Genomic DNA, 24,153 nt, shown 5'->3' on the forward strand with positions numbered 1-24,153 from the left:
TTATACCTGGTTTATTTAAGTCAAAGTTGACATATCGATAACAAATCGATATGTCACATCTCCTTTTAACAGTCTTTCATAAGCTGAATTTACTTCATGCATTTTTATTAATTCAATGTCTGCAGTGATTCCATGCGTCGCGCAAAAATCCAAAACTTCTTGTGTCTCTTTAATTCCACCAATCAATGAACCGTTAATTCTCAGTCTTTTTAAAATAACAGGAAACATGGGAACTTCAATTGGATCCGATGGAAGTCCAACCTGGGTTAGTTGTCCATCTACTTTAAGAAGATTTAAATATTGACCAAGATTATGTTTGGCTGAAACAGTATCAAGAATAAAATCGTATTGATTGGTCAGTGTTTGCATGGCATTGTTGTCGGTAGACAAGACAACATCATGAGCTCCCAAATCTTTCCCCGCTTTTATCTTGCTTGTTGAAGTGGTAAATACAGTGACATAAGCCCCCATGGCACGGGCTAATTTGACAGCCATATGTCCTAAACCACCCAGACCTACGATTCCTACTTTACTCATTTTGCCTACTTTAGCCCTTTTCAAGGGGGAGTAAGTGGTTATTCCAGCACAGAGCAATGGTGCTGCGGCGGCAGGGTCAAGTGATTCATCGATTTTTAATACAAAATCTTCCGTGACGACAATATACTTGGAATAACCACCGTAGGTCACACCTCCAAGATGGTTGTCTTGACTATTATAGGTAAAAGTTGCTCCAGATTTGCAAAATTGTTCTTCATGCTGATGGCAATAGGTGCATTGACGACAAGAGTCAACCATACAGCCAACACCGACTAAGTCGCCTGCTTTGAACCGGTGGACTTGATGTCCTATTTCCTTGACTCGTCCAATGATTTCATGTCCTGGTACCATAGGATAAAATGCTCCTCCCCAGTCATTATTGACTTGATGCAAATCGGAATGACAGATACCACAAAATAAAATATCAATTGCTACGTCTTGTGCGCCAACAGGGCGGCGTTCAAAAGTGAAAGGCTTTAGAGGAGCTCCCGCTTTGTAGGCGGCATAGGCAATAGTTTCCGACATTTTTTATCCTTAAAAAAATTATAATCAGTACTTACCAAGCCACCCAATATCTTCATTAAAAAATGTTTTAAATTCGGTTATTTAGTTTATCTAATCGCACACATTAAAAGCATTTTTTGCCTTGACCTTGGGGGTTTTAGTAAGTCCTGATAATATCTCACCCCATAATGGGCTGAGTCCCAAAAACATTGGTTGATTGAATTTTTAATTTACCTGCAAAATTGTTCTAACCAACATTGTCCATAAGGATCACAAACCTCCATTTCCTCACATGAGGGTACATAATAACGTTGAACTGGTACATTGATCACAACATTCGGTACAATCACATTAGGAACGATAATGTTTCTTGCTCCATTATAGTAATAATTTCTGTCGTAGTATCCATAGCCCCATGGGCTATATACTCTGATATCATCTCCGTAATAGTGAACATTACCTCGGGCAACACCTATGGTGATCCCGGGGCCATACCAGGCATTATTGGTGGTACTGGCAAATAGCCCTGAAACTAATAAAAATATCCTGACCATATTGTTCTTGTGCTTGCGCATTTTCTATCTCACCAGGGACTAAGAGGAAAGTAATTATCATAATGAAATTGGTGAAGTTTGCCAAATGAATTGAATTTTTTTTAATATCTGAGGGCGAAATTTTTTCAATATGCATTTTGGTTAATAATTAATCATTATATTCTATAATTTTATATATATAATATCGTAGTAGAAGACTGGAAATAAAATGCACAAGTTAATTGAACTGGAAGGCATAGGCCCAAAATATGCTGAAATGTTAAAACGAGTAGGAATTGAAAGTCAGGAAGATTTATTACGAGTTTGTAGTGGTCGCCGAGGACGTTTTAGAGTAGCTGAGCAAACAGGAATTAGTCATAAATTGATTTTAAAATGGACCAATCAAGCTGATCTTGCGCGCGTGAGTGGTATTAATGAAGAATATGCTGAGCTTCTGGAGCGGGCTGGCATTGATTCAATTCCAGAGCTAGCGCATTGTAATCCTGAACAACTTTATAGTTCATTAAAAGAGAAAAATGAACAATGTCATTTGGCGCAACATGTGCCTGGATTATCTCAAGTAGTCACTTGGGTTGAGCAAGCTAAAAAATTACCAAGGGCAGTTTATCATTGAAGTCAATTCATAGAAGATAACTTGGAAATGCTGCCTTATTTTTTTAGTTTTTTTGACATGATTTGATCAAATAATTTTTGTTTTTCTACAGGCAATTCGGCACGACGAATAGTCATCATTTCTTCAATAGTCCCTTGTACACAATCGGGAGTTAAACGATCAGTGATTAATACGCCATTCAGATGATCAATTTCATGTTGTAAGACCCGGGCATAAAAGCCACTTTCGATTTGTTGATGAATTTTTCCTTCTTCATCATAGTACTTTAGTTGAATTTCATCATATCTTGGCACTTTGCCTGCTTTACTGGATACAGAATAACAACCCTCAAAGTCGCTAATAATACGAGTGTTTGGTAGGGGTTCGTAATTTGGATTGATTAGGATATGCATTGGATAGACTTTCGCATTATTACGTAAAAGCTGAGCTTCTTCGGGGATGTAAACCGCGATAATTTGTTTGGCGGAATTGACTTGTGGTGCTGCCAAACCAACTCCTCCCAATGTATATAATTTTTTTTTCATTGCTTCAATTAACTCTTCATCTTCTTGATTCAAGGGAAATTGAATATTTTCAGCCCGAGTTTTGAGCATGTGATGGTTTTCTTTCTTTTCTATAGTAATAATTTCTAAAGCCATGACTTGTGGTATCCCTAATAACAAGCTTATTAAAATAAGAAATTGTTGAGATTTCTTATTTATTTTCATTAATTTGGTGGGTAGCAAATTCTGAGTTTACAAATTGAACAAGTAACCATTTTATATTGTCTTAAAAAATACTTCAATTCTGCAAAACAAATCGATGTGTGTTATAAAGTAAGGTCGGATTTTCAGAGGAGGTATGGATGATTGATGTTGGAAAAATTATAACCGACTTGGCCTGGCCTATCAGTATGTTGATAGCCTGGTTTGCAGGTGAACTTGGATATCGATGGGCAAAATTGCCTCATATTAGTATCTATGCGATAGTAGGATTTTCACTAGCATCAACTCAGATAGGATTATTGCCATCTATTCAACCACCATCTATTTTACTTTTAGCCAATATTGGTTTTGGGCTAATCTTGTTTGAATCAGGCTATAGAATTAATTTACGTTGGTTAAGTTATAATCCCTGGGTTGCGGCATCCAGTATTACCGAAGCAACTTTAACGTTTTGTCTGGTTTATATTTTAGTGAAATCCTTTGGGTTACAAACTTCGACCTGCCTTTTATTGGCTTCGTTGTCAATGGCGACTTCACCAGCCACTGTAGTCAGGGTGATTAATGAACAACGTAGTTCAGGCCAAGTGACAGAACGTGTTTTACATCTCTCCGTGATCAATTGTGTGCTAGCAGTATTTTTATTCAAAGTCATCATTGGCTTGGTTGTTTTCAGAACTTCAGGAAATCTTTGGGAAGCAGCTTATGCCAGCTTAACGGTTACAGCCATTTCAATTATTTGGGGGATTATTTTTGGAGTGGTAATGCCCATGTTGCTTAAAACAGTTAAAAGCACCTGTCAAGACAATACGTTGGCATTTGCTTGCGCTGTGATACTGCTGGTTATCTTAACCCATAATCTCAAGTTGTCTCCGGTTTTAGCCACATTAACCTTTGGATTGGTTTCCCGCCATGGGCGAATGGTCTTTTCTCCTTCACAGCCAGGATTTGGCACATTAGGTGATTTGTTATCGGTACTATTGTTTGTATTTATTGCAGCAACCATAGAATGGCAAAGGGTAGTAACTGGTGTCTGGATAGGCTTATCAATTATAACGGTCAGGTTCATAGCTAAAATTGTCGGGATTAGTTTATTTGCTCATATTAGTGGGATTTCGTTTAAGAAAGGTGTCTTGACTGGTTTGGCTATGACACCTATCTCTGTTTTCGTCATTTTGATTCTCGAACAGAGTCGATATATTGGTATTAATTTGGTAGATACCCTCGCCCCTCTGGCTATGGTTGCCCTGACTTTAGAAATATTGGGTCCAATAATGGTTCAACGCGCTTTAATTAAAGCAAACGAGATCTCTGCAATGAAGGAGTTTTGAAATGCCTTTACAACCATTCAAAACATCTAATTTACTGACTATGGGTGTCGAGCTGGAATTACAATTAATCAGTTTAAGTAATTTTGACTTGACTGCGGCCAGTCCTGATATATTGGAACTTTTAGGGCGCTCGTCTTTTCCTGGCAGTTTTACGCCGGAAATCACAGAAAGTATGTTAGAAATAGCGACAGATGTGCATGAAGAATATGATCAATTACTGAAACAACTGTTTCATATACGCGATACCCTGGTGACAGTCGGAGACCGATTAAATATTGGTATTTGTGGTGGGGGAACCCATCCATTTCAAATGTGGTCTGATCAGCGAATTTTTAATAAAACCAGATTTATAGAGGTCTCTGAATTATATGGCTATCTAACCAAGCAGTTTACTATTTTTGGACAACATATTCATATTGGTTGTGAGGATGGTAATCAAGCTCTTTTTTTACTTCATTCTTTAAATCGTTATATCCCTCATTTTATTGCATTGTCTGCTTCATCTCCCTTTGTTCAGAGTAAGGATACCTTATATAACTCTGCTCGATTGAACTCGGTGTTTGCCTTTCCATTAAGTGGGCGGGCTCCTTTTGTATTAAACTGGGATGAATTCTCACTTGGTTATTTCGAAAAAATGGAACACACGGGTATAGTGAAAAGCATGAAGGATTTTTATTGGGATTTAAGGCCTAAACCGGAATTTGGAACAATTGAAATGCGGGTCTGTGATAGCCCCCTTACGGTTGAGCGAGCAGCTGCTTTAGCGTGTTATATGCAAGCACTTTGCTGTTATTTACTGGAAAATAAAGAATCCTCTCCTCACGAGGATGATTATCTTGTGTACAATTACAATCGTTTTCAAGCCTGTCGATTTGGTCTGGATGGCACTCTGGTGCATCCCAAAACCTATGAGCAAATTTTGCTTCGAGAAGATATTTTAACCACACTACGTCGATTAAGGCCTTACGCTAATCAATTAAACAGTACTATGGCTTTGGAGCATATTTATGAAATCACTCACAAAGGCAGTGATGCCAGTTTTTTGAGAGAAATATATATAGAACATAGAACTCTTGAAAGTGTTGTCAATGAATCATTAAAGCAATTCAGGAATCCTAAGTAATTGACTAGGGTTGTAAAAAATCAAATAAGCTATTTTAGACTAAAAAATAGCTTATTGTTTTTCCCTAACTCTCGTCATACCCCATGACAACCAATATACATGGTCCTCCGGAAATGACATTAATCTTGTGATCCAAACAATACTGAATGGCCAAGTCACTCTCTGCTCCTGGTTGCATCCATATGTGTTTAATGCCTTTTTTGACTGCTTCCTTGACGGTTTTTTCAGTGATGGGTGGAGGGGTGATAATGGAAATACTGTGCACATCATCGGGCAAATCGTTTATAGAATGGATAACAGGCAAGCTTTCAATTACTGTTTCATGTGGATTTACAGGATAGACTTTTTTGCCATTCTGAAGATAGCATCGCAATACTTTATTGCCGTATTTTGATCTCTTAGAGGAGGCCCCAACTACAGCAAAAGCAGGAGATTTTAAGAATACTTCTATCTGTTGATTAATCATGGGTAAATGGACTCCTTTAAATGGTATTTCCAGTATCTCTCATTAAACCAGGACTTATGAAACACCCCAATCTCTTTGTTAAAAAAGTTTTTAATTCGGTCATTTAGTTTATCTAAACTCCCTCATTAAAAACATTTTTTGCCTCGACCTTGGGGTTTTTCGTAAGTCCTGTAAATATAGTTTATTTCATTTTTTTAATAAAATGTTGACCCTCACGCAACGTGATAGATTATAATCATTTTGTTTTTTAGAGTTACAAAATGAAATTTTATAAGATTAAAGAAATCAGCAAACTGACTTCATTAAGTATTCGTACCTTACAATATTATGATGAAATTAATTTACTAAAGCCATCAAAACGGTCAGAGTCGGATTATCGACTGTATTCATCGGATGATTTATTACGCTTGCAGCAAATAACTACCCTGCGGTACCTGGGGTGTTCACTTGCTTCAATCAAAAAAATTATTCAGCATCCTGATTTTAATCTGAAAACTTCACTTGCTGTACAAGCCAAGGCTTTGGAGGAAAAGGCGGAGCAAATTCAAGAAGCGTCTTCTTTGTTAAACTATATTGCAGCGCAAATTGAGGCCAGGCAACCAATCAATTGGTATAGTACAGCGCAAATCATTACTATTTTGGAGGCATCAATAATGAATAAGGAACTTGAAAGTACTTATCAGAATATAGCGAATCAATCGGAGCTGGGACAAAGTTCGAACTATGATGACCATTACAATCCTAAAAGACTGTATCCTATCCCCAGAGCTCCTAAACGCCAGGAAATTAATTTGGATCCCAACTCCATCACTTTCCATGGTTTTGATTGCTGGAATCATTATGAGGTGTCCTGGTTAAACTCCAAAGGTAAACCTGTTGTCGCTATGGCTCTTATTTCTTATGATTGTCATTCTCCATGCATTATTGAATCAAAATCATTAAAACTCTATTTTAACTCGTTGAATAACACAATTTTTCCTGATGTTGAAACTGTTGTTCAAATTATCCGTAAAGATTTGAGTCACTGCATTGGCTCCGATGTGGTTGTTAATTTGTATCCTTTGTCGGAAATCGCTAATCAAACTATTTATGCTGCATTCAGCGGTATTTGCCTGGATGGGCTTGATATTGAATGCTCTGTGTATCATGTGACCCCTGGTTTTCTTTCAACTTCACCTGAAATAGTTGAAGAAGTACTGTATTCTGATTTACTGAAGTCAAACTGCCTGGTCACTAATCAACCGGATTGGGGAAGCGTTCAAATTGCTTATAAAGGTAAAAAGATAAATCATGAAGGTTTGCTTAAATACCTGATTTCATTCAGAAATCATAATGAATTTCATGAGCAGTGCATTGAACGCATATTTGCCGACATTATGCGATTTTGCCAACCTGAATCATTGACTGTTTATGGACGATATACAAGAAGAGGAGGCCTGGATATTAATCCCATCAGGTCAACAGAGCCTTGTGTTTTTGATGGGCGAAACACTCGTTTAATACGTCAGTAAAGAGGTGGTTACCAATACAAGGAAATCTTCTGTTCGTAAATCATGAGGTATGATTATCATGTCTGGAAAATATGCTATTATCCAGGCACAAGAAGATAAACAGAACTTCAAGATGATTAATAAAGATATCGTTTTCATAGAAAATCCTACTGAAGACGATCACGGCGCAATCATTGATGGTATCAATCATTACGCTTCGCAATGTGGTTTGCCAAGTACCGGGGGATATTTTTTTGCCATCTATGATACCTACCAGAGGCTCATTGCCGCTATATCAGGTTTTGACAATTTTGGACCCGCAGAAATTGGAGGATTATGGGTTGCAGAAGCTTATAGAAACCAAGGATATGGCAAGGCTTTAGTCCAAAAAGCTGAGGAATGGGCAATGAAAAAGGGTTGTCAGGCTATGACTGTTTTTACCCTTAAGGATTGGCCAGTTTGCTCATGGTATCAAAAATTGGGATTTACAATAGAGTTTGAACGTCCTGGTCACAGGAATCATTTGACAGGGTGCTATCTTATAAAAAATATCAATTAATCATGACAAACATTAGTTTATGTTTACAATTTAATAATTAATTTTCAATACATTACATTTCTTCTATGCTAAGATTGCCTGGAAATTTGTACCAATTCAGGCATAAATCTTAAATTTAACTCCACAGATTTACTCATCGCTGTTCGGTTGGTCCATCGCTGAAATCCATAGATTAAAGAATAGAAACTTGGTTTTAAAGTTTATTTTGATTGATAGAAATCATGCATTAGGGAGGATTCATTAAATATGAAGAAATATCATCAATTACTTATGGGAATTACTTTACTGTTGTTTTGTGTAAGCAATTATGCCGGTGATACAGGAGCAATTGAAAACAACGACCTTTTCCGAGTTTTCATTCCTAATTTAAAACCAGGATATGAATTTTCTGCAACAGCTTTTTATCTGCAACCAGGAGCGAATAATTTAGGTTGGGGCGTGATTACTACAGTACTGCCAATACCATCGCCTAATTGGCAGGTCGTTACTTTTAATCCAGATTATCAAGTTGGGTTTAATGTGGGAGGGCGTTATGTATTTGCCAATTCTGGAAGCGATTTGCAATTAACCTGGTCTCATCTGCGTACCAATGATACTGATAATGTATTGGTGAATCCCTCATCGCAATGGATCTCTCCTTTTTCTCAGACTGGTACTCCTCCTACGCCTTCTGGCCAAATTACAGGAGTGGCTTTATTAAAGCTTGCACATGCCAGTCTTGATTTTAATTATGACGCAGTTAGTCTCGATGTTGGAAAATTTATTAACTTCGGTTCCAAATTACAGACAAGACTTTTTACAGGATTAAGTAGTGCCTGGATAAAGGAAGAGCTGATATCCACTTTTCGGGGCTTCTCACTCCCTATACTTTCATTAAATAATACATCCACTTACAAAGGTGTCGGTCCGAGATTAGGATTCAATAATAGTTATAATATTTCTCATGGGTTAAATTTGGTTGGACAACTCGCCGGTTCGGTCTTGTATGGCAGAATGCAACCAGCTCAATACCAATTCACAGGAACTTCCCAGCAATTGATTATCGCGGGAATCTTTGTGAATCGTGAGGGACTTGCTAATCCCAGTGTCAATCAACTGGTTCCAGCTCTGGATGCCAAAATTGGATTAAGTTACCTTTACCCATTGAAACAAAATTGGGATTTGAATTTTGAAGCAGGCTATATGGGGGCTTTGTATTTTAATCCTTTATCCAGTTATGAAACAAATACCAATGTGATTGCTTTGGATACTGGTTCGTTGTCTACATCAAGCGCCAAACACACGCAAAGTAATTTTTCTGTAGGTGGTCCTTATATTACCGTCAGCTTAAGAACCTAAACGCAATTGTTTCAGTATCATGGCGTGATCTAACAAAATATTAAAAACTGGATTTCCAATTTATTGTTAGATCAGGTCATGATAGACAATTAGTTTTATGAGTATTCTCAGGAGTTCTTATTCTTCTTATTTGGCTCGAAAGCATGTGATGATGTGATCATTTACCATACCAATGGCTTGCATGTAAGCGTAGATGATGGTTGAGCCAACAAAGCTCATCCCTCGTTTTTTTAGATTTTTGGATAACGCATCTGATTCTTTGCTGGTTGCTGGTATTGCTTGTATGCTTTCAGGACGATTTATGATAGGAGTCCCATCAACAAATTGCCAAACATAGGAATCAAATGATCCGTATTCTTGCTGAATAGACAGAAAAACCTTTGCATTTTTTCTGGTAGAAAAAATTTTAAGTCGGTTACGGATAATTTCAGGATTAGTTAGTAAGGCACTTAATTCATCATCGGTCATTTGAGCTACGGTTTGCGGGTTAAATTGTTTGAAAGCTCTCCGGTACCCATCGCGTTTTTTTAGTATAGTTTCCCAATTTAACCCCGCTTGAGCACCCTCCAGAATGAGCATCTCGAAATGTTTTTCATCATCATGAACAGGAATTCCCCATTCAGTATCATGGTATAGTTCATAATGGGGTTTGTTTTGCCCTACCCATTCGCATCGGTTTAGAATGATATTTTGACTCATAACGTAATTTTTAATTTAGTCTAAGAATATTTAATCCTGGAAATGGTGGTATTTATAGCATTGGTCTACTATTCTTTTTAAACTATTCATTAAGTTGTATGAGTTGTCAAGTAATGAAGGTAATCAGAAAATAGTTTATTAACAGTATAAGACTTAAAAAAAACACCAATCTGATTGTTAAAAATGTTTTTAATTCAGCCATTTAGTTTATCTAAACTACTTCATTAAAAACATTTTTTTCCTCAACATTGGAGATTTGCATAAGTCCGAAGTATAAATAAAATTGTTCTAAAAAAACTAAATTATAGGAGATTCTTATGACACAAGCCGCGTTTGGAGAGTTTTGTTGGAATGAATTAGCCACTTCAGATGTTAAAAAAGCAAAGGATTTTTATGGCAAGGTCTTTGGTTGGCAATTTAGAGAGATTGAGTCAAAGGAAATGACCTACACTCTAATTCAATGCAATGATAAGGAAATAGCTGGCATATGGCAAATTCCCAAAGATCAACAAAGTCATATTCCTCCTCACTGGATGGCTTATATTTATGTCAAGGATGTATCAGAGGCTTTAAAAAAAGCAAAACAGCATGGTGCTCAGGAAGTGAAAGGAATAACCCAGGCTGGTGAAATGGGGCGTTTTGCTATTATAGTCGATCCGACTGGTGCACATGTTGCCCTATGGGAGTCCCTTGAATAATACAAAATAGAATAGACAGGTTATGCAAGAGGTCTAATGTAGTTTGTAATTAATTCCTGGAGATTAAAAAATTGTAAAGGCCATTGGGTTTATTAGGGGAATGGTTTTATGAAAAGAGATTACTATTCATTTCCTGATCTCGGTCAGTTTTTGCAAGTTTGTCAGGAGCCTCTGTCAGGATTTTAGCCAATCCCCCATGTTTATTAATAATTTTCCCCAAACGACCATCAGAAAGCGCTTTTCTTTCTGATGGGTTTAGATTGCATTGTTCATGGCATTTGGGATCAAGAATTTTCTGTAATTTGCTTGCAGCAGTTAATTTGACTTGACGAGTTTTACGATTGAAATGATCAGTTCCAAGAATTAAATCCTGTATGAAATAAACGAAAGCCACTATGCCTAGAAAATTATAATGATAACTCCATTCATTTTTTCTTTTGTTAATATATTGAGTAAGTTCCTTAAGGATAGGGTGATCAGTATTCGCTTTGGACCGTTTAGGTGAAAAGATAGTCATTTGGGGAGGTGGATTTGTTTTTTCTGTTGTTTCCCCTTTTATAGGGGAGTTCAATTGATGTTTGACAAGTAACTCAGTTTGTTGACAAGGAGAATAACCTTGACGAGAAATTTGTTTAAAAACCCTATTACACATCTCATAAAGAGGATGATACTTGTTTTGATAACCTGTTTCTTTTGAATTCAGGTAATAGGAAGCGGCTTGGAACAAGGTCAAACTTGAGATGAATTTACGGTCATCAGGAAAACCACTCATCAGATCAGATAGAGGAATGCTCTTTAATTTTTCCTCTATGAGTTTTATTAACTCAAAATAGCGCTTGAACAGTACAGGATCTTTTAAATAATCACACGCTTCATTAAAATCTTTAATTCCATAGAGCTTGGCCGACGGGCTTTTGCCTAAATTTTCCAATTGAGGAAAAATATACCAAATCCAATGGCTTCTTTTTCTTCCTGCTTGTATTTCTATGAACGCTTGATCGTAGCCATAAGTATTACTATTTTGAGCATTGTGAAAACGGTCAAGTCTTTTATTTCCGGCCATGGATTTTTCCTTAATTGAATTGATTTTTATATTCACTCACCAGGTATGGTGCATTAATTGTTTATTTATAAATCAATTATAACAAAGTTATAAAAAATAATGACATTTGTTAACGAGTTGTTTTTGGTATGGAATCAAACGTTGTGGGTGCTTGTTCATTGGTTGTTTCAGCTGTTTTCTGTTCAGTTACTTTTATATGCTCCCGAGAAGATGAGCCAAATAAAGTAAATCTAGAGTCTAATGAGATCACTGTACTGTCAGTTGACGACAAAGCAGGCTCTTTATCGTGAACCGTTAATAAATTTTTCACCTCTCCTGCAGGGTTTGAATGACTGGCTAAATCAAGATTTAATTGTTGCCCATAAACATTTAATGCTTCATCCAAAACTGCGTCTTGGTGTTTCGCAGTTTCTTCTGCTTTTAATTGAGCATCCTCTGTTTCGGCCATTTTTTCAGCAGTCCACTTGATTAAACCAATAACCGCCATAACGCTACCTACTGCAAACATGATAGGAATCATAATCGGGGGAGCGGCAATCACACCAGCTACCACAAGTAAACCGGCTATTGATATTAAGGTACTGGCAGCTGCTATAGCAAAGGTACTGTAACTTAATGGCAAATTAATGGTAGATTTCAAATTGTCTCGTTCAATTTTAGCAAGCGGAGCTATGATTTCTTCTATGCTATCGTCAGTTTTAGTTATTTCTTTTTGTAATGATTTGATTTCATTTAGGAGCGCGTTTTGTTCGGAATTTTTTATAATTGAATGGATTAAAGCAATTTTATCTACAAGGGTTTTCAATTGCTCAGCGCGTTTAGTGTAGAGTTGATTTAGTTTATAAGCGTCGCTCTCTTTATTGTTTCCAGGGATGATATTTTTTTTCTTAAGTACTGCATTAATGAAGTTCAACTCTTCTTTTAATTGTTTTTGTTCCATTTTATTGGAATAAGATTTTTTAAGTTCATGTTGAAGTTCTATGGCACGAATTTCGAATAAGTCATTATATTTATCATGGTCAGGTTCTATGCGTTGCGCTACAAGATTTATAAATGCCTTTTTCATTTTGTAGGAATTTGCCAGCTGAAATTTTTCAGCAATTTTTCCAAAGAATCCCAAACCCTCCATGATAGTGACTGCGGAGGCGATTACTGTTCCAATAATTGCGGCAGCCAGTCCACCGAGTGTGATCGCTGTAATAGAAAGAGCGATAATAGCAGCAATTAGAAGGGATGATACAATTTTTTCGGCTATCGGTTTTTCCGGATCACTCACAATAGAAATTGATTTGGCGAGTGTGGCCACTAGTTGCAGTATTCCTCCTACCAGTGGAATTTGTCGATAGGCGCTTAAAAAGGAGTCAATGACATTAAACACATGACTAACTCCCGTTGTTATGGTTGAAACTGTGGTTGTTCCGGCATGAATTTGCTCGCCTAACGATTTGGATTGTGCAAGTTGATCCTGAAGATTCTTTTTAAGAGTTTTCATCTTGTCTGACAATGGGATGGGAGTTCGATATTTTTTGGCCATAAAAAGAACCCTAAAGGCACATATAAAACTATATGAATTATTTTAGTACATAATTTTACTTGTTAATTTTCTTTTTGGGAAGATATTTGTTTGGAATTTAAACAAAAAACCAACAAAGAAGACCTGGGTATACTGTTTTTATTGTCTCATTCATGGTGTTTTAATTATTGCTGGCAAAAGTTTTATAATGAATAGTATATTTCGTTTGCCAGTGTGAGGAAGGCACTTGCTTTGAGTTAAGGGAAAATGAAATAACCTTTTTACTTGCCAGGTAATTATTCTGGCTAAATAATAATCCAAATTCAGCGCTGTTTTCTACGAAAGGCGATAATAGAAAACCGGATTTTGCCATATTGGAAATGAGCCTATATTGTCTTAGGGTACCATTGTTTAATTCCAAATTGGCTTGAAGCTGATGAGGCTTGAAAAAGATGGTTGCGAGCATACCCCAAAACGTTGGTTGAATATCTATTTCGACAAAAAGAGGTATATCAGTATCGGGTATTTTAACTTGCTCTCCAAAAGTATGAATTTCTGTTTTTAATGGCACTAAAGGTGTTACAGGCTTGTTAACTAATTTTTTTCTTAAAAATAAAAAATCATTTTCGAACCGTACTGGTTGATAATGATTAATCAAGGTTGGCCAGCTCATCCCGTCTTCCATTGAAGGAATTCTATTGTCAATTGGTTCTACTTTAAAAATGATATTATCCGGTTTGTTCTCACTCAAAAGATAATTCTTATTGATTTCTGCCATTTTTGCGGTAAAAACAGAATAACTCTGAAAGATTGGCCTTGGTGACCATTGCATTCCCGAGGCGATTAATGATGTTTGATTGTAGGAATAAATATCAGTAGTACCTGGTAATATGGGGAAATCATCACGGGCTTTCAAATAATTCATAGTTAATGAAAAATTTTCTTTTAACCAATTCTTATGTTGAATTCTGTTTTTAAGACCATAATAAGCGGCGGTATAGGTGGAAATGAAATTATCGTGAACGGATATTTTGGTATAGTGCCCGTTGATATAACTCGCTGTATAAAGGGATAGGGCTAATACTGGGATTATTACTTTGTTGTTGGGATTTAAATACGGCAATAAAAAAGAGGCTAGCAAAACAGAGGTACCAGCGATAAAGGCATGGCCAAAATGTCTTGTGAAACCCGTTTTATAAGACAGGAAAAGAAAAACAAAATAGATACAAAATAGAAAGACTTTGGATAATAGTGAAAGCTGTTTTTGCAAAAGAATTGATAAGAGAATACAAAAAGAGGTAATCCCAAAGAATATTAGTTCTTTATTGTCTCCTTCAGTTGCCATGGCTTCAGTAAAACCTGAGGCGAGCCAGATCGTGTTACTAAGATAAGCTGGCAGATGGAAAATAGACTGTCCGGATGCTATCCAAAAAAACAACAAGGACACTACTGGAGATGCCAGACAGATCACAGCAAGAGTACGCTGTTTATAAAGGCTCAAAAAGACAGAACACAAGAGTATGGTAATGATACTTAATATTAAAAGAGAGCCTTTGATCAGAGGAAATAAACCGAATGGGGTAAAAAGCAAAGCAAATAAAGTGAAAAAATTGCTTTTTAAGAGGCTCTTTTTTCCATGAATTTCTTTATGAATGAGTAATCCAATGATTAACGAATAGGAAAAAAACAACGCATCCCGAGCATAAATCATACTGAAAAGAAGTATTGCAAAAGCGATACTCCAACGCCATTTAATGCCTTGCATCAAAAGAATAATGGCTTTCCAGTAACACAGGGCCAAATACAAACTTCCGCCAACCATCATGAAATCTGTAGCAGGGTGGTAGAATTTAGTATAGATGGAAGAATAAGGTCCTAAGGTAAAAAAAATATCTTTGCCAAAAGCCAAACCTTGGGCAACTGCTTGATTGAGTCCTACTGCCCAAGAGGCATCAAGACCGGGGGCTGGCATTTTGGGGGATAGTGGAATAAAAACTGCGATTATAATAATGAGCAAAGCGAATTTTAATAACCAGTTCAATACGAGTGGAATTATTTTAAGGGTTGAAAAAACGATCGTTTGATAAGGAAAATGGGCTTGGGTTCTAGTCATTTTGTTATAGGTATATCACATTAAGCATCATATCATAGCATTCCTTGCTGCTGAATTAACAATGTCTTTATCGCTTCCTTTCTTTCCCTAAACAAAATGAGCCACAGTACCTACTAACTCTTCGTTTATCTCAAATAAACATAATAGACATTAAATAACAGGAATAAACCAATAATAAAGAATATTACAGCTGCTATTTTTAGTCTCATTGGATTATCGACAAATGATTGGCCTACTCTAACTGCGGTATTGGGGCATAAAAATCTAATTAAACCACCAAGCAAGACTAACCATGCAAAAAGAGTAATAACAACAGGCCAGCCCATTACCCAGATATTATGACTGACGACTAAAAGTAAACCTATAATCAAGGTTACTATAGCCATAATCAATTGTGACCCGCGATGAGCTATAATCTCTGCCATAGCTGATTTTGCATGCTCATTATGGAATAATAAGAATAAGCTTACTATGACTAAATACCAGCCAATCACTGTGGCTAGAAATGTAGTTAACATCTTCAAACTCCTTACAATGACCTCCTACTTTAATTATAGCAATTTTGTGAGCTATGTGTCGGAAAGTTAAAGGAAAATTGAGAAATAAGCGAAATGATACACTGTTATTTGATTTGAAAATGGAGAGTAATTTAACATGATGAAAAAAATTAATTTATTCAAATGGGTTATGATCTTTATTCTGGGTACAAGTGCGCTCCAGGCTGCAGGATTATCAACCCAACGTATTGAACAATTATCTAATGCCAGGGTAACGGTGTGGAAAACAATTATCTATCCCTCTTCAAAACAAGTTTTGCCCATGCACAGGCATGATAACGATCGGGTTTTGGTTGCATTGACGGATGGGACATTGAAAATTACAAACAATAAAGGAAAAGTACACTATTTAAAATTAAAGAAAGGTAAGGCTTATTATCTCACCAAAGACATTCCTGACGAATTACACAATGATGAAAACGTAACTAATCATCCAATTCAGGTGATGGTAATTCAGTTAAATGATAAAGCATGATTAGGGGGGAAGTGGGTAATCTGATGTTGTATTAATACCTAGTCAGGAAAACAATTTTAGTAAGAGTACTTGGAACTTTGCCCCTGTCATCGAGATCTCAGGTCGTATTATCATCTAATAGGAGAGTTACTTCCATCTTTATTGCTTATTATTTGTGCTATCATTTAATCATTGCTTCATTCATTGACAGGATTTCGAGAATGCATACTCAACGTGGATTGGAAGTAACGACAGGCTCCATAGAGGCAGTAGATAGTATCAATTATTTTCATGAACAAGTATTAAGTTCCGGTCAAAACGCAATCCAAATTCTGGATTCAGCAAAAAAATATACCGACAATTTATTAATTCAAACTTATGCGGCTGCTTTTTATTTGTATGCACAAGAAGATGTAGCGAATGAACAAGCCAGCAATTATTTGCAAGCAGCATCCAGGTTATTAACATCAGCGAATGAACGTGAAAAATTAATTTTTGAAGCAGTAACGAATTGGTCTAAGCGAGATTATGCCAATGCCATTAGTTTGTTAGTAACTCTGCTTGAAAGGTATCCCAGAGATACTCTGGCACTTAAATTTGTGGAATGGCTTTTTTATTGTACAGGACAGGCTTTTAATGCCGAGTATTTTCTTAAAGTATGTGATAGGTGCGCTCCCGAGAATCAGGATGAGTCACATTTTTTAGCGATACATTCCTTTGCTTTGGAGTTATGCGGACAATATTCTAAAGCCAGGGAAATGGCTGAAGAGGCTATCATAATGAATTTGCTCACTCCTTGGGCACATCATACCCTGGCTCATGTGTATTTATTAACAAGTGATATTACTGGTGGTATCAATAGACTTCGAGATTTACAAAAAACCTGGGAGGACATTTTACCTTTGTTGAAAGGTCATAACACCTGGCATTTAGCGCTATTTTATTTGGCAAATCGTAATGAAGAGGAAGTTAAAAAGTTATATCCCCATATTTCAGGGGCATTGCCTGATACTGTGCTTGAGCAGTTGGATACTATTTCCCTTTTATGGCGCATGGATATGGCAGGTTTACCCCAAGACAGATTATTAAATCAGGTTGTGGACCATTTAAGTACCCATCCATTGGAATATTATACCGGGTTTACGAGTGCTCATTTTATTTATTGTCTGGTGAGATCGGGTTATAAAAACGAAGCGGATGAGTCGTTGAAAAGAATGAAGTCTTACGCCTGTTCACCTTCTTCTGATGCTCTATGGGGCGATGTCGTTTTACCTTTATGTCAGGGTATTTATGCCTTCGCCGATGCCGATTACAAGACTGCCTTGAAGTTGATGGAGCCAGTGATTGGCGAGTGTGCACAATTAGGCGGAAGCGATGCACAGATAGAGCTTTTTTTCCAGACTTATTTGTTGGTGTTGATACACACTAATCAAAAGGACAAAGCGTTACAATTTTTTACTGAACATTTAAAGTATTACAATAATACGCCATTGAGTGACTGGTGGTTCCAATCGGCTAATAAGACTTAGAGGTATAGCACTTGGAATGATGAAGTAAAATACATTGGTCAGCCAATGCATCTATTCATTTAGCCTGCATACAGGTTGGTCTGTGAACTTTACCTGATGCAGGTAGTTTGATTTCTGCCATTCCGCATTCGTCTGTTCTAAAAAAAGTGATATCTAATGTTTTCATGCTTTGCAAAGTTTTAGAATGCGGAAATTTGAAGCGATTATCAAATCCCAAAGATGCAATGGCATAAAGCGGACTTACTTCCAGCAAAAATCGATAGGATGAAGACGTTTTACTCCCATGATGAGGCACAACTAAAATTTCGGATGCCAGCTGACTGCCGTAGTTTCTTATCAGGTACTCTTCAGCCGCTTTTTCAATATCTCCTGTTAATAAAACCCTGCCAGTCGAATTACTTACCTGTAAGATACAAGAGTTATTATTTTTTTTAGTGAAAGATTCCCGGATAGGTAAAAAACGAAAAATCACCCCATCCCATTGCCATTGTGGGTATGAATGACAACTACTTCCACGTTTATAAAAATAGGGATCATTCACTATTAATTGATTGACTTGCATCTCTTTTTCAAGAGAATTTAATCCGCCCTTATGATCTTTATCGGGATGACTTATTACTATTTTGTCAATTGTCTTTATTCCAATTGACCTGAAAAAGGGTATTATCGCCATTTGCCCTAAATCACTCCCCTGAAAATAGGAATCTCCCGTATCGTAGAGTAAAACATGATGTTGTGTTTGTATCGCAACAGCCAGCCCTTGCCCAACATCCAAAATATTAATTAATGCCTCACCCGGATAAATTGCAGTACGAGGCGGAAATAAGGGAATGATAATCCAAAGGATAGCCAAGTGTCTGAATGGCTTGACAGGTAATAATACCCTTAAAAACAGTCCTGCAGTCATAGCGAGCATCATTGTTACCGAGGTGATGGACCAGGTGATATTGATCACTGCTATTTGCTCAACATACGTTAGCCCTTGCAGTAACAAGGCAACAAGCCATGCCAATGGTTTCATTAATATCCATGACCAATCAAATGGGCTCATAATCATAGTCATTAAAGCCAAGGGTACTATCAGAAAGCTGACTAAAGGTATGGCGAATAAATTGGCAAGAATTCCATTAATAGAGCCATAGGAGTACCAATGGAGAGTTAAAGGCATCAATCCAATGAGGCAGCTTAATTGTAATGCTAGTGTTTTTTTATAATTTTTCAGTGGCCAACGTTGGTGAGTCAATAAAAGACAGGCCACAGCAAGAAATGAAAAATAAAACCCTTGCAGGAATACGGCATGGGGTTCAATACACAAGACTAAGAATAAGGCATATCTCCATATTTGCCATGGCGTAAAGCGTTGTTTTCCAATCGCGTATATTGTGTAAAGTAGACAACCAATTAAAGCACGCTGTACAGGAGGTTCAAACCCGGCTAAAAAAGCATAGGGCAAGGCGGCCAGTAATCCACCGATACTCGCTATGGTATTGGCCGATAAGAGCAAACAGCAACGATAGCTCATTGACCAAATCCATCTTATCACTATAAAGAAAATGCCAGAGACCAGAGCGATGTGCTCTCCTGAAATCCCGAATAAATGTACCGTTCCTGTTCTTCGGAACAAATTCCAATGTTCTGAACTGATATGGTGAGTTACATTTAACGTCAATGCTTCGATAATGCCTGCTGTTTCCATATCAGGTGACAGTTTGGTCAGAGCATCACCTATTTTTTCACGTAGTGTTAACCAACTGAAAGAGGGGGGGTGATTGCTAATTAGTTTATTATTCCCATAACGAATATAACCAGTCCAATGGATATGACGAGCTGCCAGGTAGTGTACATAATTAAAACCTCCTGGGTTGCGGAAATTACGAGGTTTTTTTAGTTTCACTGAAAGTTGCCATCGCTGACCAGCGCGTAAGACAGGTGGTTTGTTATACCAGTTTAATTGGATCAAGCCTTGAGCAGGGTTATTATTAATTTTTTCAATTGCAAAATGGAATTGAGTTTTGTTAGGACGTTGCATGGGGATAGAAGCAATTGTTCCTTCCAATTGGGCTTGAATGATTACTTGCGTATCAGGCATGCCCTTGGGTAATACAATCCACTGGTGAATCAGGGCAAAGCCGCACCCGGCGAGGAAGAACAGGACAATTGGATATCTTGGTGTGATATAAAAGAGTAAAGGAATCGCAATAGTTAGATAAATATTATAGGTATAGACATAAAGTACGCCTATTAAAAAGCAAAAAATTTCCATTTCAAATTAAGTTGGACTTTCCCTTACTGGCCAATCTACTCGAATTAAATCCTCTGTGTAAAGGATTTTTTACAGCATTAACTGGGATTCCAGCATTCTGGTTGCGCATTAGCAGAGGAATCTACTGCTGTTTTTACATTGGCCTGATTAATTGACATGCTGGCACACTCAGTATCTTTGGCTTGGGTTCCGACAGGGGTTGCGGTTAAGGTATACGTTGTGGCTGTCAGGTTTGAAATATTGATAGTATAGTACCCGTTCGGCGTTGTTTGAGGAAATGCTGGTAAGGCGCCACATGCTGCAGCATAGGAAAAATTCTGTGAATAGCAGCGTTCTAAAATGATTTGATCTTGCGTCAATGTGGCGTGAGCATCGGCACGGCGGGATTTTTGGATATATTGTAAATAGGATGGATAGGCAATTGAAACCAGAATTCCCACAATGACCATGCTGATCAGAACTTCAACCAGGGTAAACGCTGATTGTCTCATATAGTTATTCTTCATAAAATGTTCATTGCTGCGCATTTGGGTATCCTCTATTGAATTTGCCACCAGCCTATTTTTCTTGGTGTAATGTTAGGGGCGATAACAGTGGTTTGTGTTCCATCCGATTGGGTGATCAGAATGACCAGGTTGTTATCTTTGTTAGGCCCAAGCACAGTTGGTGAGTTGGCATAACTGTTGGACAAACCAATTCCAACTGGGTAGGCTCCATTATACTGATCGGCTATATCGAAGCCTCCATCGCCGGAAATATCAAATCGTGCATATTGGAAAGCTCCACCATTTAAGAAATTCAGTTCCAGCAGCATGGATGTGAATCCAAGACCGCACGAATTAAGAGGGGGAGTGTTTATTGTTGCAATAAATGCTCCGTTAATTAGTTCAGGTGTTGTGATTAGTCTTTGTCCTACTATAGGCAGATCGGCAAACCATCCCACTTTGTTGCTCCAGTTGATGGTATTGGCCGTGGCAGTGATAATGTTTGTAGATAAACCGGATGTCGCTGAGTTAACCAAGGTCAAAGTTTGTTGTTGCAGATTGGCACGAACATAAGGCACGGATGAAAGCGGCTTGTCCCATACTCCATAAATGGTTTGTCTTTGGGTAGTCACTAAATCGGCTGTTGTTAGAAGTTGCCCGGTACCAAACACAACAAAAAGGCCTGGATTGCGAGGATAATTAGGGTTTAATGTTACTAAAGGAGGTGTAGTGATAGGCTGTGGTGTTCCTGCAGAATCTCTTGCCTGGAATAATACGCGGGCACTCCAACTGGCAGGATCAGCGGAAGAAACATCTATTGCCCATAAATTGCCTTGTAAATCCCCGGCATATACTACAGTAATAGGATCAGCTTGCAGTCCGTCTTTTTGCCCCAAAGCGACTGTCGATAATCCTTGGGGTAAATTGACATTACAAGCTGAAGGCACAGCAGCACAAAGATCTATTTTTCTTAGTAGTGTACCTGTTTGAGGGTCGACAGCATAAAATACAGATGTGTTGTTTGTACTGTTGTATCCATTGCCAAAAAAGACGGCAAAATTTAATGAAGATGGACTTCCTGATCTGATTTGACCTATTTGAGGTTTGCTGTAAGTTAACCCCAAATCCATATCCGTAAATTCCCATAGCACGGCATTGGCCACTCCTGGTTCAGAACTCAGGTTTGTCGGATTAGTGATATCCAGGGCAAAAATGCTTTTACCACCTGCATTTTCACCTCCTACCAGAATGGTATGCCAGGAACCATCTGAAAATTGTACATCAGCGCTTTCAGGAGATCCGTTGACAAAGAATAAATGATTTTGATTGTACAGGGGAGAGGTGAGTTGATGAAGATTATTAAATACTGCATTGGGAATAAACGCAAAAAACTCTTCTCCGGTGGTCGCATTAAAGGCGTGAAGCATTCCGTCATTTGCCCCAACGTATAACATGGGCTGTCGATTGGCATTGGCTTTTGCAAAGCTGGTGTAACTGGTTGTTAAGTAAGGGGATCGTGGCGGGCCAACATAAATTACCTGGCTATCGATAATGTCTCCCAATACATGCGAGCGATCACGGAATGTTCCTCCGTTTCTTTTTTCCAGGGCAGCATTGCCACGTAGGTATTCTAATCGTTTTTCTCCTAATAAATCACTTGGTTGTAATTGTGCTTGTTGTGCTGCATTAATATTGGCCCAGCGAAACGGTATTCCATCTGCGGCTATGGGATCCCAAGTGGCTATCTTTCGATTGTTTGACCATCCGGTTCCTGATACTAAGGAATCAAGTGCCGATTGAGCTGACCATTGTATAGAATTGGTTGGTTCTCCGGTATTCTCATCGAGTTCTATGGCTGTCAAATTACCTGTCCAATCCTGATAAGGGGTGTCTCTGGTTATAAAGTTGGCTTGATATTCCACAGTACTGCTGTCAATACGAGTTGAGCTGATGGCTGCGGCAGAAGTTGAAAAAGAGCCATTTTGAATATTTGAGAGAATGGAATTCAAACTATTGACTAGGGCTTGAGGACTTGTCGCAGGGTAGTAGTTTTCTGTACCTCCTGCAACGGCCATAGCCCTGAGGGTTGCTGCTGCCTCAGGATTTACAGCAGGATCGACACCAGCTCCCATCCCTATTATAAAAGTTAAAACACCATCATTTTTTAAAGCTTTTATTTCGTTGATCACATCGGATAGAGCCTGACTGTTTGTGCTGTTCAGTGAGCCATCGGCATTAAATGTTGCGGTGACCCCATAGCCAGTCGCAGCCGCACTACCTAGTGGTGGCCAATACCTTGATTGGAGGTCTTGGGTTGGTAATCCATCAGAAATTAATATGATGTATTGTTTTTGCGGGCAATTGCCACTGGTAGTTCCTACAGTCTTCATAAAACTTCGAGAGCGGGTCAATAGTCCTGCAAGAGGGGATTGTACTGCGGCCGCTTTTATTTCAGTGGTCGCAGTGGAGTTGGTTTCAGGCTTCAAATGGGGTAAAAAGGCATTAATGGCATTGGTAACACTGGTCGTGGTTGGATTTGTTCCTGCTGTAGTCATATTAACTCGCATATTACCCGTGTTAAAAGATTGATTACTGTAATAGCCAAAACCTCGTTGCACATACATTACCTGTTGTGAAAAGGGGACAAAACCTGCATTGGTAGGTCCTGTAGCAAAACTTCCAATCGAAGGTCTGGTTGAAGAATAGGAAAGAAGCACATTACCATTATTATAATTGCCAAGAGAAAAATTTGGAGGATAAGGGGTTGCTGGAGATGGGCCATTAAAACTGACAAAAACCCCAGGAAATCCACTTCCAGCATAGAGCACGTCATTAATAGTTGGATCATCGCTTGATCCACCAATTTGTAAATACTGGCTTGAAGAAACCAGCGTAGTACCATACAAGTTTCCAATGGATGAACAGTTACTTGAAACAGTTGATGAAGCGGAACCGTAATTATAACAAGGATTGATAACGTACCGATTTCCAGCTACCGGTGTGTTGGTGAACACAAAATTACTACCGGGTGGCGACATGTAATAAACCCAGGTGTTATACGAGCTGATGTTACTTGTACTGTAGGTGCCCAATGCAAAGTCGGTGGTAGGCATGTAATTTTCAATAATGGCTTTCACTCCAGCTTTTGCCACATTGAGCCGGCTTGCGCTGTTATCGACTTTATTACCGCTCTGGATGACAGTATAAGGCGCCAAGCCGTTGACATCAGGGCCTTGTACTGGCGGGGTGAAACCAGCTGGTACGGTATAATTCACCGGTGAACTGGAATTGTAAAGGGAGCTTAAACCGGTTGACAGAGAGCCGGATCCCGTCATAATTGCCCCACTCAAATTACCATCCATCGATTGAGAGTTACCTATAAGTATCAGAACTTGAGGATGAATCGGGCTGGCAATGATGAGTGGGATTTGTGGAATTGTTAATGGAACGGCATAAAGAGAAACAGAAGCAGACAATAAAATAGCTATAAATGTTCGCGGTAGAATTTTAATTGCCTTCTGAATTCCCTTTCTGATTAAATTCCAAAATTTTAAAGCGTCCAT

21 protein-coding genes and 1 pseudogene are annotated in these 24,153 nt (G+C 38.1%); 10 read left to right on the forward strand and 12 right to left on the reverse strand.

The genetic code is table 11. The features are described 5' to 3' along the window. Positions 1–15 precede the first annotated feature (15 nt). On the reverse strand, positions 16–1,062 hold the full coding sequence (locus OQJ02_RS03065; protein ID WP_265717818.1) for an NAD(P)-dependent alcohol dehydrogenase: 1,047 nt from the start codon (positions 1,060–1,062) through the stop codon (positions 16–18). A gap of 209 nt (positions 1,063–1,271) precedes the next feature. Further along, positions 1,272–1,616 (reverse strand): hypothetical protein, encoded by a 345-nt coding sequence (locus OQJ02_RS03070; protein ID WP_265717819.1) that lies wholly within the window; start codon positions 1,614–1,616, stop codon positions 1,272–1,274. Between the two features lie 187 nt (positions 1,617–1,803). Here OQJ02_RS03070 and OQJ02_RS03075 point away from each other — a divergent pair, with 187 nt between their 5' ends. After that, a complete protein-coding gene (locus OQJ02_RS03075) occupies positions 1,804–2,208 on the forward strand; it encodes a DUF4332 domain-containing protein (protein ID WP_265717820.1) in 405 nt (134 codons plus the stop codon). A 35-nt stretch (positions 2,209–2,243) separates the two neighbouring features. Here OQJ02_RS03075 and def read toward each other — a convergent pair whose 3' ends face one another. Beyond that, positions 2,244–2,846: a peptide deformylase gene (gene def / locus OQJ02_RS03080; protein ID WP_265717821.1), complete on the reverse strand. Its 603-nt coding sequence runs from the start codon at positions 2,844–2,846 to the stop codon at positions 2,244–2,246. A gap of 206 nt (positions 2,847–3,052) precedes the next feature. On the opposite strand from def, the gene OQJ02_RS03085 reads away from it, so the two are divergent. After that, positions 3,053–4,240: a cation:proton antiporter gene (locus OQJ02_RS03085; protein WP_265717822.1), complete on the forward strand. Its 1,188-nt coding sequence runs from the start codon at positions 3,053–3,055 to the stop codon at positions 4,238–4,240. A 1-nt stretch (position 4,241) separates the two neighbouring features. Next, complete coding sequence (locus OQJ02_RS03090) at positions 4,242–5,363, forward strand: YbdK family carboxylate-amine ligase (protein ID WP_265717823.1); 1,122 nt, start codon at positions 4,242–4,244, stop codon at positions 5,361–5,363. Positions 5,364–5,427: 64 nt separating this feature from the next. On the opposite strand, the gene OQJ02_RS03095 is transcribed toward OQJ02_RS03090, so the two are convergent. Continuing rightward, on the reverse strand, positions 5,428–5,829 hold the full coding sequence (locus OQJ02_RS03095) for a CoA-binding protein (RefSeq protein WP_265717824.1): 402 nt from the start codon (positions 5,827–5,829) through the stop codon (positions 5,428–5,430). Between the two features lie 260 nt (positions 5,830–6,089). On the opposite strand from OQJ02_RS03095, the pseudogene OQJ02_RS03100 reads away from it, so the two are divergent. The 4 genes and pseudogenes from OQJ02_RS03100 to OQJ02_RS03115 form a co-directional block, all read left to right on the forward strand. Further along, positions 6,090–6,242: pseudogene (locus tag OQJ02_RS03100) on the forward strand (MerR family DNA-binding transcriptional regulator); the annotation flags it as partial. 240 nt (positions 6,243–6,482) lie between these two features. Further along, the gene (gene queF / locus OQJ02_RS03105; RefSeq protein WP_265719788.1) at positions 6,483–7,340 is read left to right on the forward strand and encodes an NADPH-dependent 7-cyano-7-deazaguanine reductase QueF; all 858 of its coding nucleotides are present in this window, start codon (positions 6,483–6,485) and stop codon (positions 7,338–7,340) included. Positions 7,341–7,398: 58 nt separating this feature from the next. Further along, positions 7,399–7,878 carry a GNAT family N-acetyltransferase gene (locus OQJ02_RS03110; protein WP_265717825.1) on the forward strand — a complete coding sequence of 160 codons (480 nt, stop codon included), beginning with the start codon at positions 7,399–7,401 and terminating at the stop codon, positions 7,876–7,878. A gap of 246 nt (positions 7,879–8,124) precedes the next feature. After that, positions 8,125–9,216, forward strand: coding sequence for an Lpg1974 family pore-forming outer membrane protein (locus OQJ02_RS03115; RefSeq protein WP_265717826.1), 1,092 nt, complete (start codon positions 8,125–8,127; stop codon positions 9,214–9,216). A 126-nt stretch (positions 9,217–9,342) separates the two neighbouring features. Here OQJ02_RS03115 and OQJ02_RS03120 read toward each other — a convergent pair whose 3' ends face one another. Continuing rightward, complete coding sequence (locus OQJ02_RS03120; RefSeq protein ID WP_265717827.1) at positions 9,343–9,915, reverse strand: DNA-3-methyladenine glycosylase I; 573 nt, start codon at positions 9,913–9,915, stop codon at positions 9,343–9,345. 317 nt (positions 9,916–10,232) lie between these two features. Between OQJ02_RS03120 and OQJ02_RS03125 the strand changes: the two genes are divergently transcribed. Then, the gene (locus tag OQJ02_RS03125) at positions 10,233–10,613 is read left to right on the forward strand and encodes a VOC family protein (RefSeq protein ID WP_265717828.1); all 381 of its coding nucleotides are present in this window, start codon (positions 10,233–10,235) and stop codon (positions 10,611–10,613) included. Between the two features lie 106 nt (positions 10,614–10,719). Here OQJ02_RS03125 and OQJ02_RS03130 read toward each other — a convergent pair whose 3' ends face one another. From OQJ02_RS03130 to OQJ02_RS03145, 4 genes are all read right to left on the reverse strand, one after another. Continuing rightward, entirely contained in the window at positions 10,720–11,676 is a 957-nt protein-coding gene (locus OQJ02_RS03130) for a DUF1810 domain-containing protein (protein WP_265717829.1), read from the reverse strand. A gap of 109 nt (positions 11,677–11,785) precedes the next feature. Continuing rightward, on the reverse strand, positions 11,786–13,210 hold the full coding sequence (gene sidA, locus OQJ02_RS03135; RefSeq protein ID WP_265717830.1) for a T4SS effector SidA: 1,425 nt from the start codon (positions 13,208–13,210) through the stop codon (positions 11,786–11,788). A 160-nt stretch (positions 13,211–13,370) separates the two neighbouring features. Beyond that, positions 13,371–15,302, reverse strand: a complete 1,932-nt coding sequence (locus tag OQJ02_RS03140; RefSeq protein ID WP_265717831.1) for a hypothetical protein — start codon at positions 15,300–15,302, stop codon at positions 13,371–13,373. A 125-nt stretch (positions 15,303–15,427) separates the two neighbouring features. After that, positions 15,428–15,820, reverse strand: a complete 393-nt coding sequence (locus OQJ02_RS03145; RefSeq protein WP_265717832.1) for a hypothetical protein — start codon at positions 15,818–15,820, stop codon at positions 15,428–15,430. 136 nt (positions 15,821–15,956) lie between these two features. On the opposite strand from OQJ02_RS03145, the gene OQJ02_RS03150 reads away from it, so the two are divergent. Beyond that, entirely contained in the window at positions 15,957–16,334 is a 378-nt protein-coding gene (locus OQJ02_RS03150; protein ID WP_265717833.1) for a hypothetical protein, read from the forward strand. Between the two features lie 200 nt (positions 16,335–16,534). After that, positions 16,535–17,842, forward strand: a complete 1,308-nt coding sequence (locus OQJ02_RS03155; RefSeq protein WP_265717834.1) for a tetratricopeptide repeat protein — start codon at positions 16,535–16,537, stop codon at positions 17,840–17,842. Positions 17,843–17,897: 55 nt separating this feature from the next. On the opposite strand, the gene OQJ02_RS03160 is transcribed toward OQJ02_RS03155, so the two are convergent. The 3 genes from OQJ02_RS03160 to OQJ02_RS03170 form a co-directional block, all read right to left on the reverse strand. Beyond that, entirely contained in the window at positions 17,898–20,105 is a 2,208-nt protein-coding gene (locus OQJ02_RS03160; protein ID WP_265717835.1) for a DNA internalization-related competence protein ComEC/Rec2, read from the reverse strand. 77 nt (positions 20,106–20,182) lie between these two features. Further along, entirely contained in the window at positions 20,183–20,632 is a 450-nt protein-coding gene (locus OQJ02_RS03165; protein WP_265717836.1) for a type IV pilin protein, read from the reverse strand. 11 nt (positions 20,633–20,643) lie between these two features. Next, positions 20,644–24,153, reverse strand: a complete 3,510-nt coding sequence (locus OQJ02_RS03170; RefSeq protein ID WP_265717837.1) for a pilus assembly protein — start codon at positions 24,151–24,153, stop codon at positions 20,644–20,646.

Source organism: Legionella sp. PATHC032 (assembly GCF_026191185.1).
GTDB lineage: Bacteria > Pseudomonadota > Gammaproteobacteria > Legionellales > Legionellaceae > Legionella.

Coding starts and splice junctions, on each gene's coding strand:
- OQJ02_RS03065 (WP_265717818.1), bottom strand. CDS start 1,062: ATGTCGGAAACTATTGCCTATGCCGCCTACAAAGCGGGAGCTCCTCTA.
- OQJ02_RS03070 (WP_265717819.1), bottom strand. CDS start 1,616: ATGCGCAAGCACAAGAACAATATGGTCAGGATATTTTTATTAGTTTCA.
- OQJ02_RS03075 (WP_265717820.1), top strand. CDS start 1,804: ATGCACAAGTTAATTGAACTGGAAGGCATAGGCCCAAAATATGCTGAA.
- def (WP_265717821.1), bottom strand. CDS start 2,846: ATGGCTTTAGAAATTATTACTATAGAAAAGAAAGAAAACCATCACATG.
- OQJ02_RS03085 (WP_265717822.1), top strand. CDS start 3,053: ATGATTGATGTTGGAAAAATTATAACCGACTTGGCCTGGCCTATCAGT.
- OQJ02_RS03090 (WP_265717823.1), top strand. CDS start 4,242: ATGCCTTTACAACCATTCAAAACATCTAATTTACTGACTATGGGTGTC.
- OQJ02_RS03095 (WP_265717824.1), bottom strand. CDS start 5,829: ATGATTAATCAACAGATAGAAGTATTCTTAAAATCTCCTGCTTTTGCT.
- queF (WP_265719788.1), top strand. CDS start 6,483: ATGAATAAGGAACTTGAAAGTACTTATCAGAATATAGCGAATCAATCG.
- OQJ02_RS03110 (WP_265717825.1), top strand. CDS start 7,399: ATGTCTGGAAAATATGCTATTATCCAGGCACAAGAAGATAAACAGAAC.
- OQJ02_RS03115 (WP_265717826.1), top strand. CDS start 8,125: ATGAAGAAATATCATCAATTACTTATGGGAATTACTTTACTGTTGTTT.
- OQJ02_RS03120 (WP_265717827.1), bottom strand. CDS start 9,915: ATGAGTCAAAATATCATTCTAAACCGATGCGAATGGGTAGGGCAAAAC.
- OQJ02_RS03125 (WP_265717828.1), top strand. CDS start 10,233: ATGACACAAGCCGCGTTTGGAGAGTTTTGTTGGAATGAATTAGCCACT.
- OQJ02_RS03130 (WP_265717829.1), bottom strand. CDS start 11,676: ATGGCCGGAAATAAAAGACTTGACCGTTTTCACAATGCTCAAAATAGT.
- sidA (WP_265717830.1), bottom strand. CDS start 13,210: ATGGCCAAAAAATATCGAACTCCCATCCCATTGTCAGACAAGATGAAA.
- OQJ02_RS03140 (WP_265717831.1), bottom strand. CDS start 15,302: ATGACTAGAACCCAAGCCCATTTTCCTTATCAAACGATCGTTTTTTCA.
- OQJ02_RS03145 (WP_265717832.1), bottom strand. CDS start 15,820: ATGTTAACTACATTTCTAGCCACAGTGATTGGCTGGTATTTAGTCATA.
- OQJ02_RS03150 (WP_265717833.1), top strand. CDS start 15,957: ATGATGAAAAAAATTAATTTATTCAAATGGGTTATGATCTTTATTCTG.
- OQJ02_RS03155 (WP_265717834.1), top strand. CDS start 16,535: ATGCATACTCAACGTGGATTGGAAGTAACGACAGGCTCCATAGAGGCA.
- OQJ02_RS03160 (WP_265717835.1), bottom strand. CDS start 20,105: ATGGAAATTTTTTGCTTTTTAATAGGCGTACTTTATGTCTATACCTAT.
- OQJ02_RS03165 (WP_265717836.1), bottom strand. CDS start 20,632: ATGCGCAGCAATGAACATTTTATGAAGAATAACTATATGAGACAATCA.
- OQJ02_RS03170 (WP_265717837.1), bottom strand. CDS start 24,153: ATGGACGCTTTAAAATTTTGGAATTTAATCAGAAAGGGAATTCAGAAG.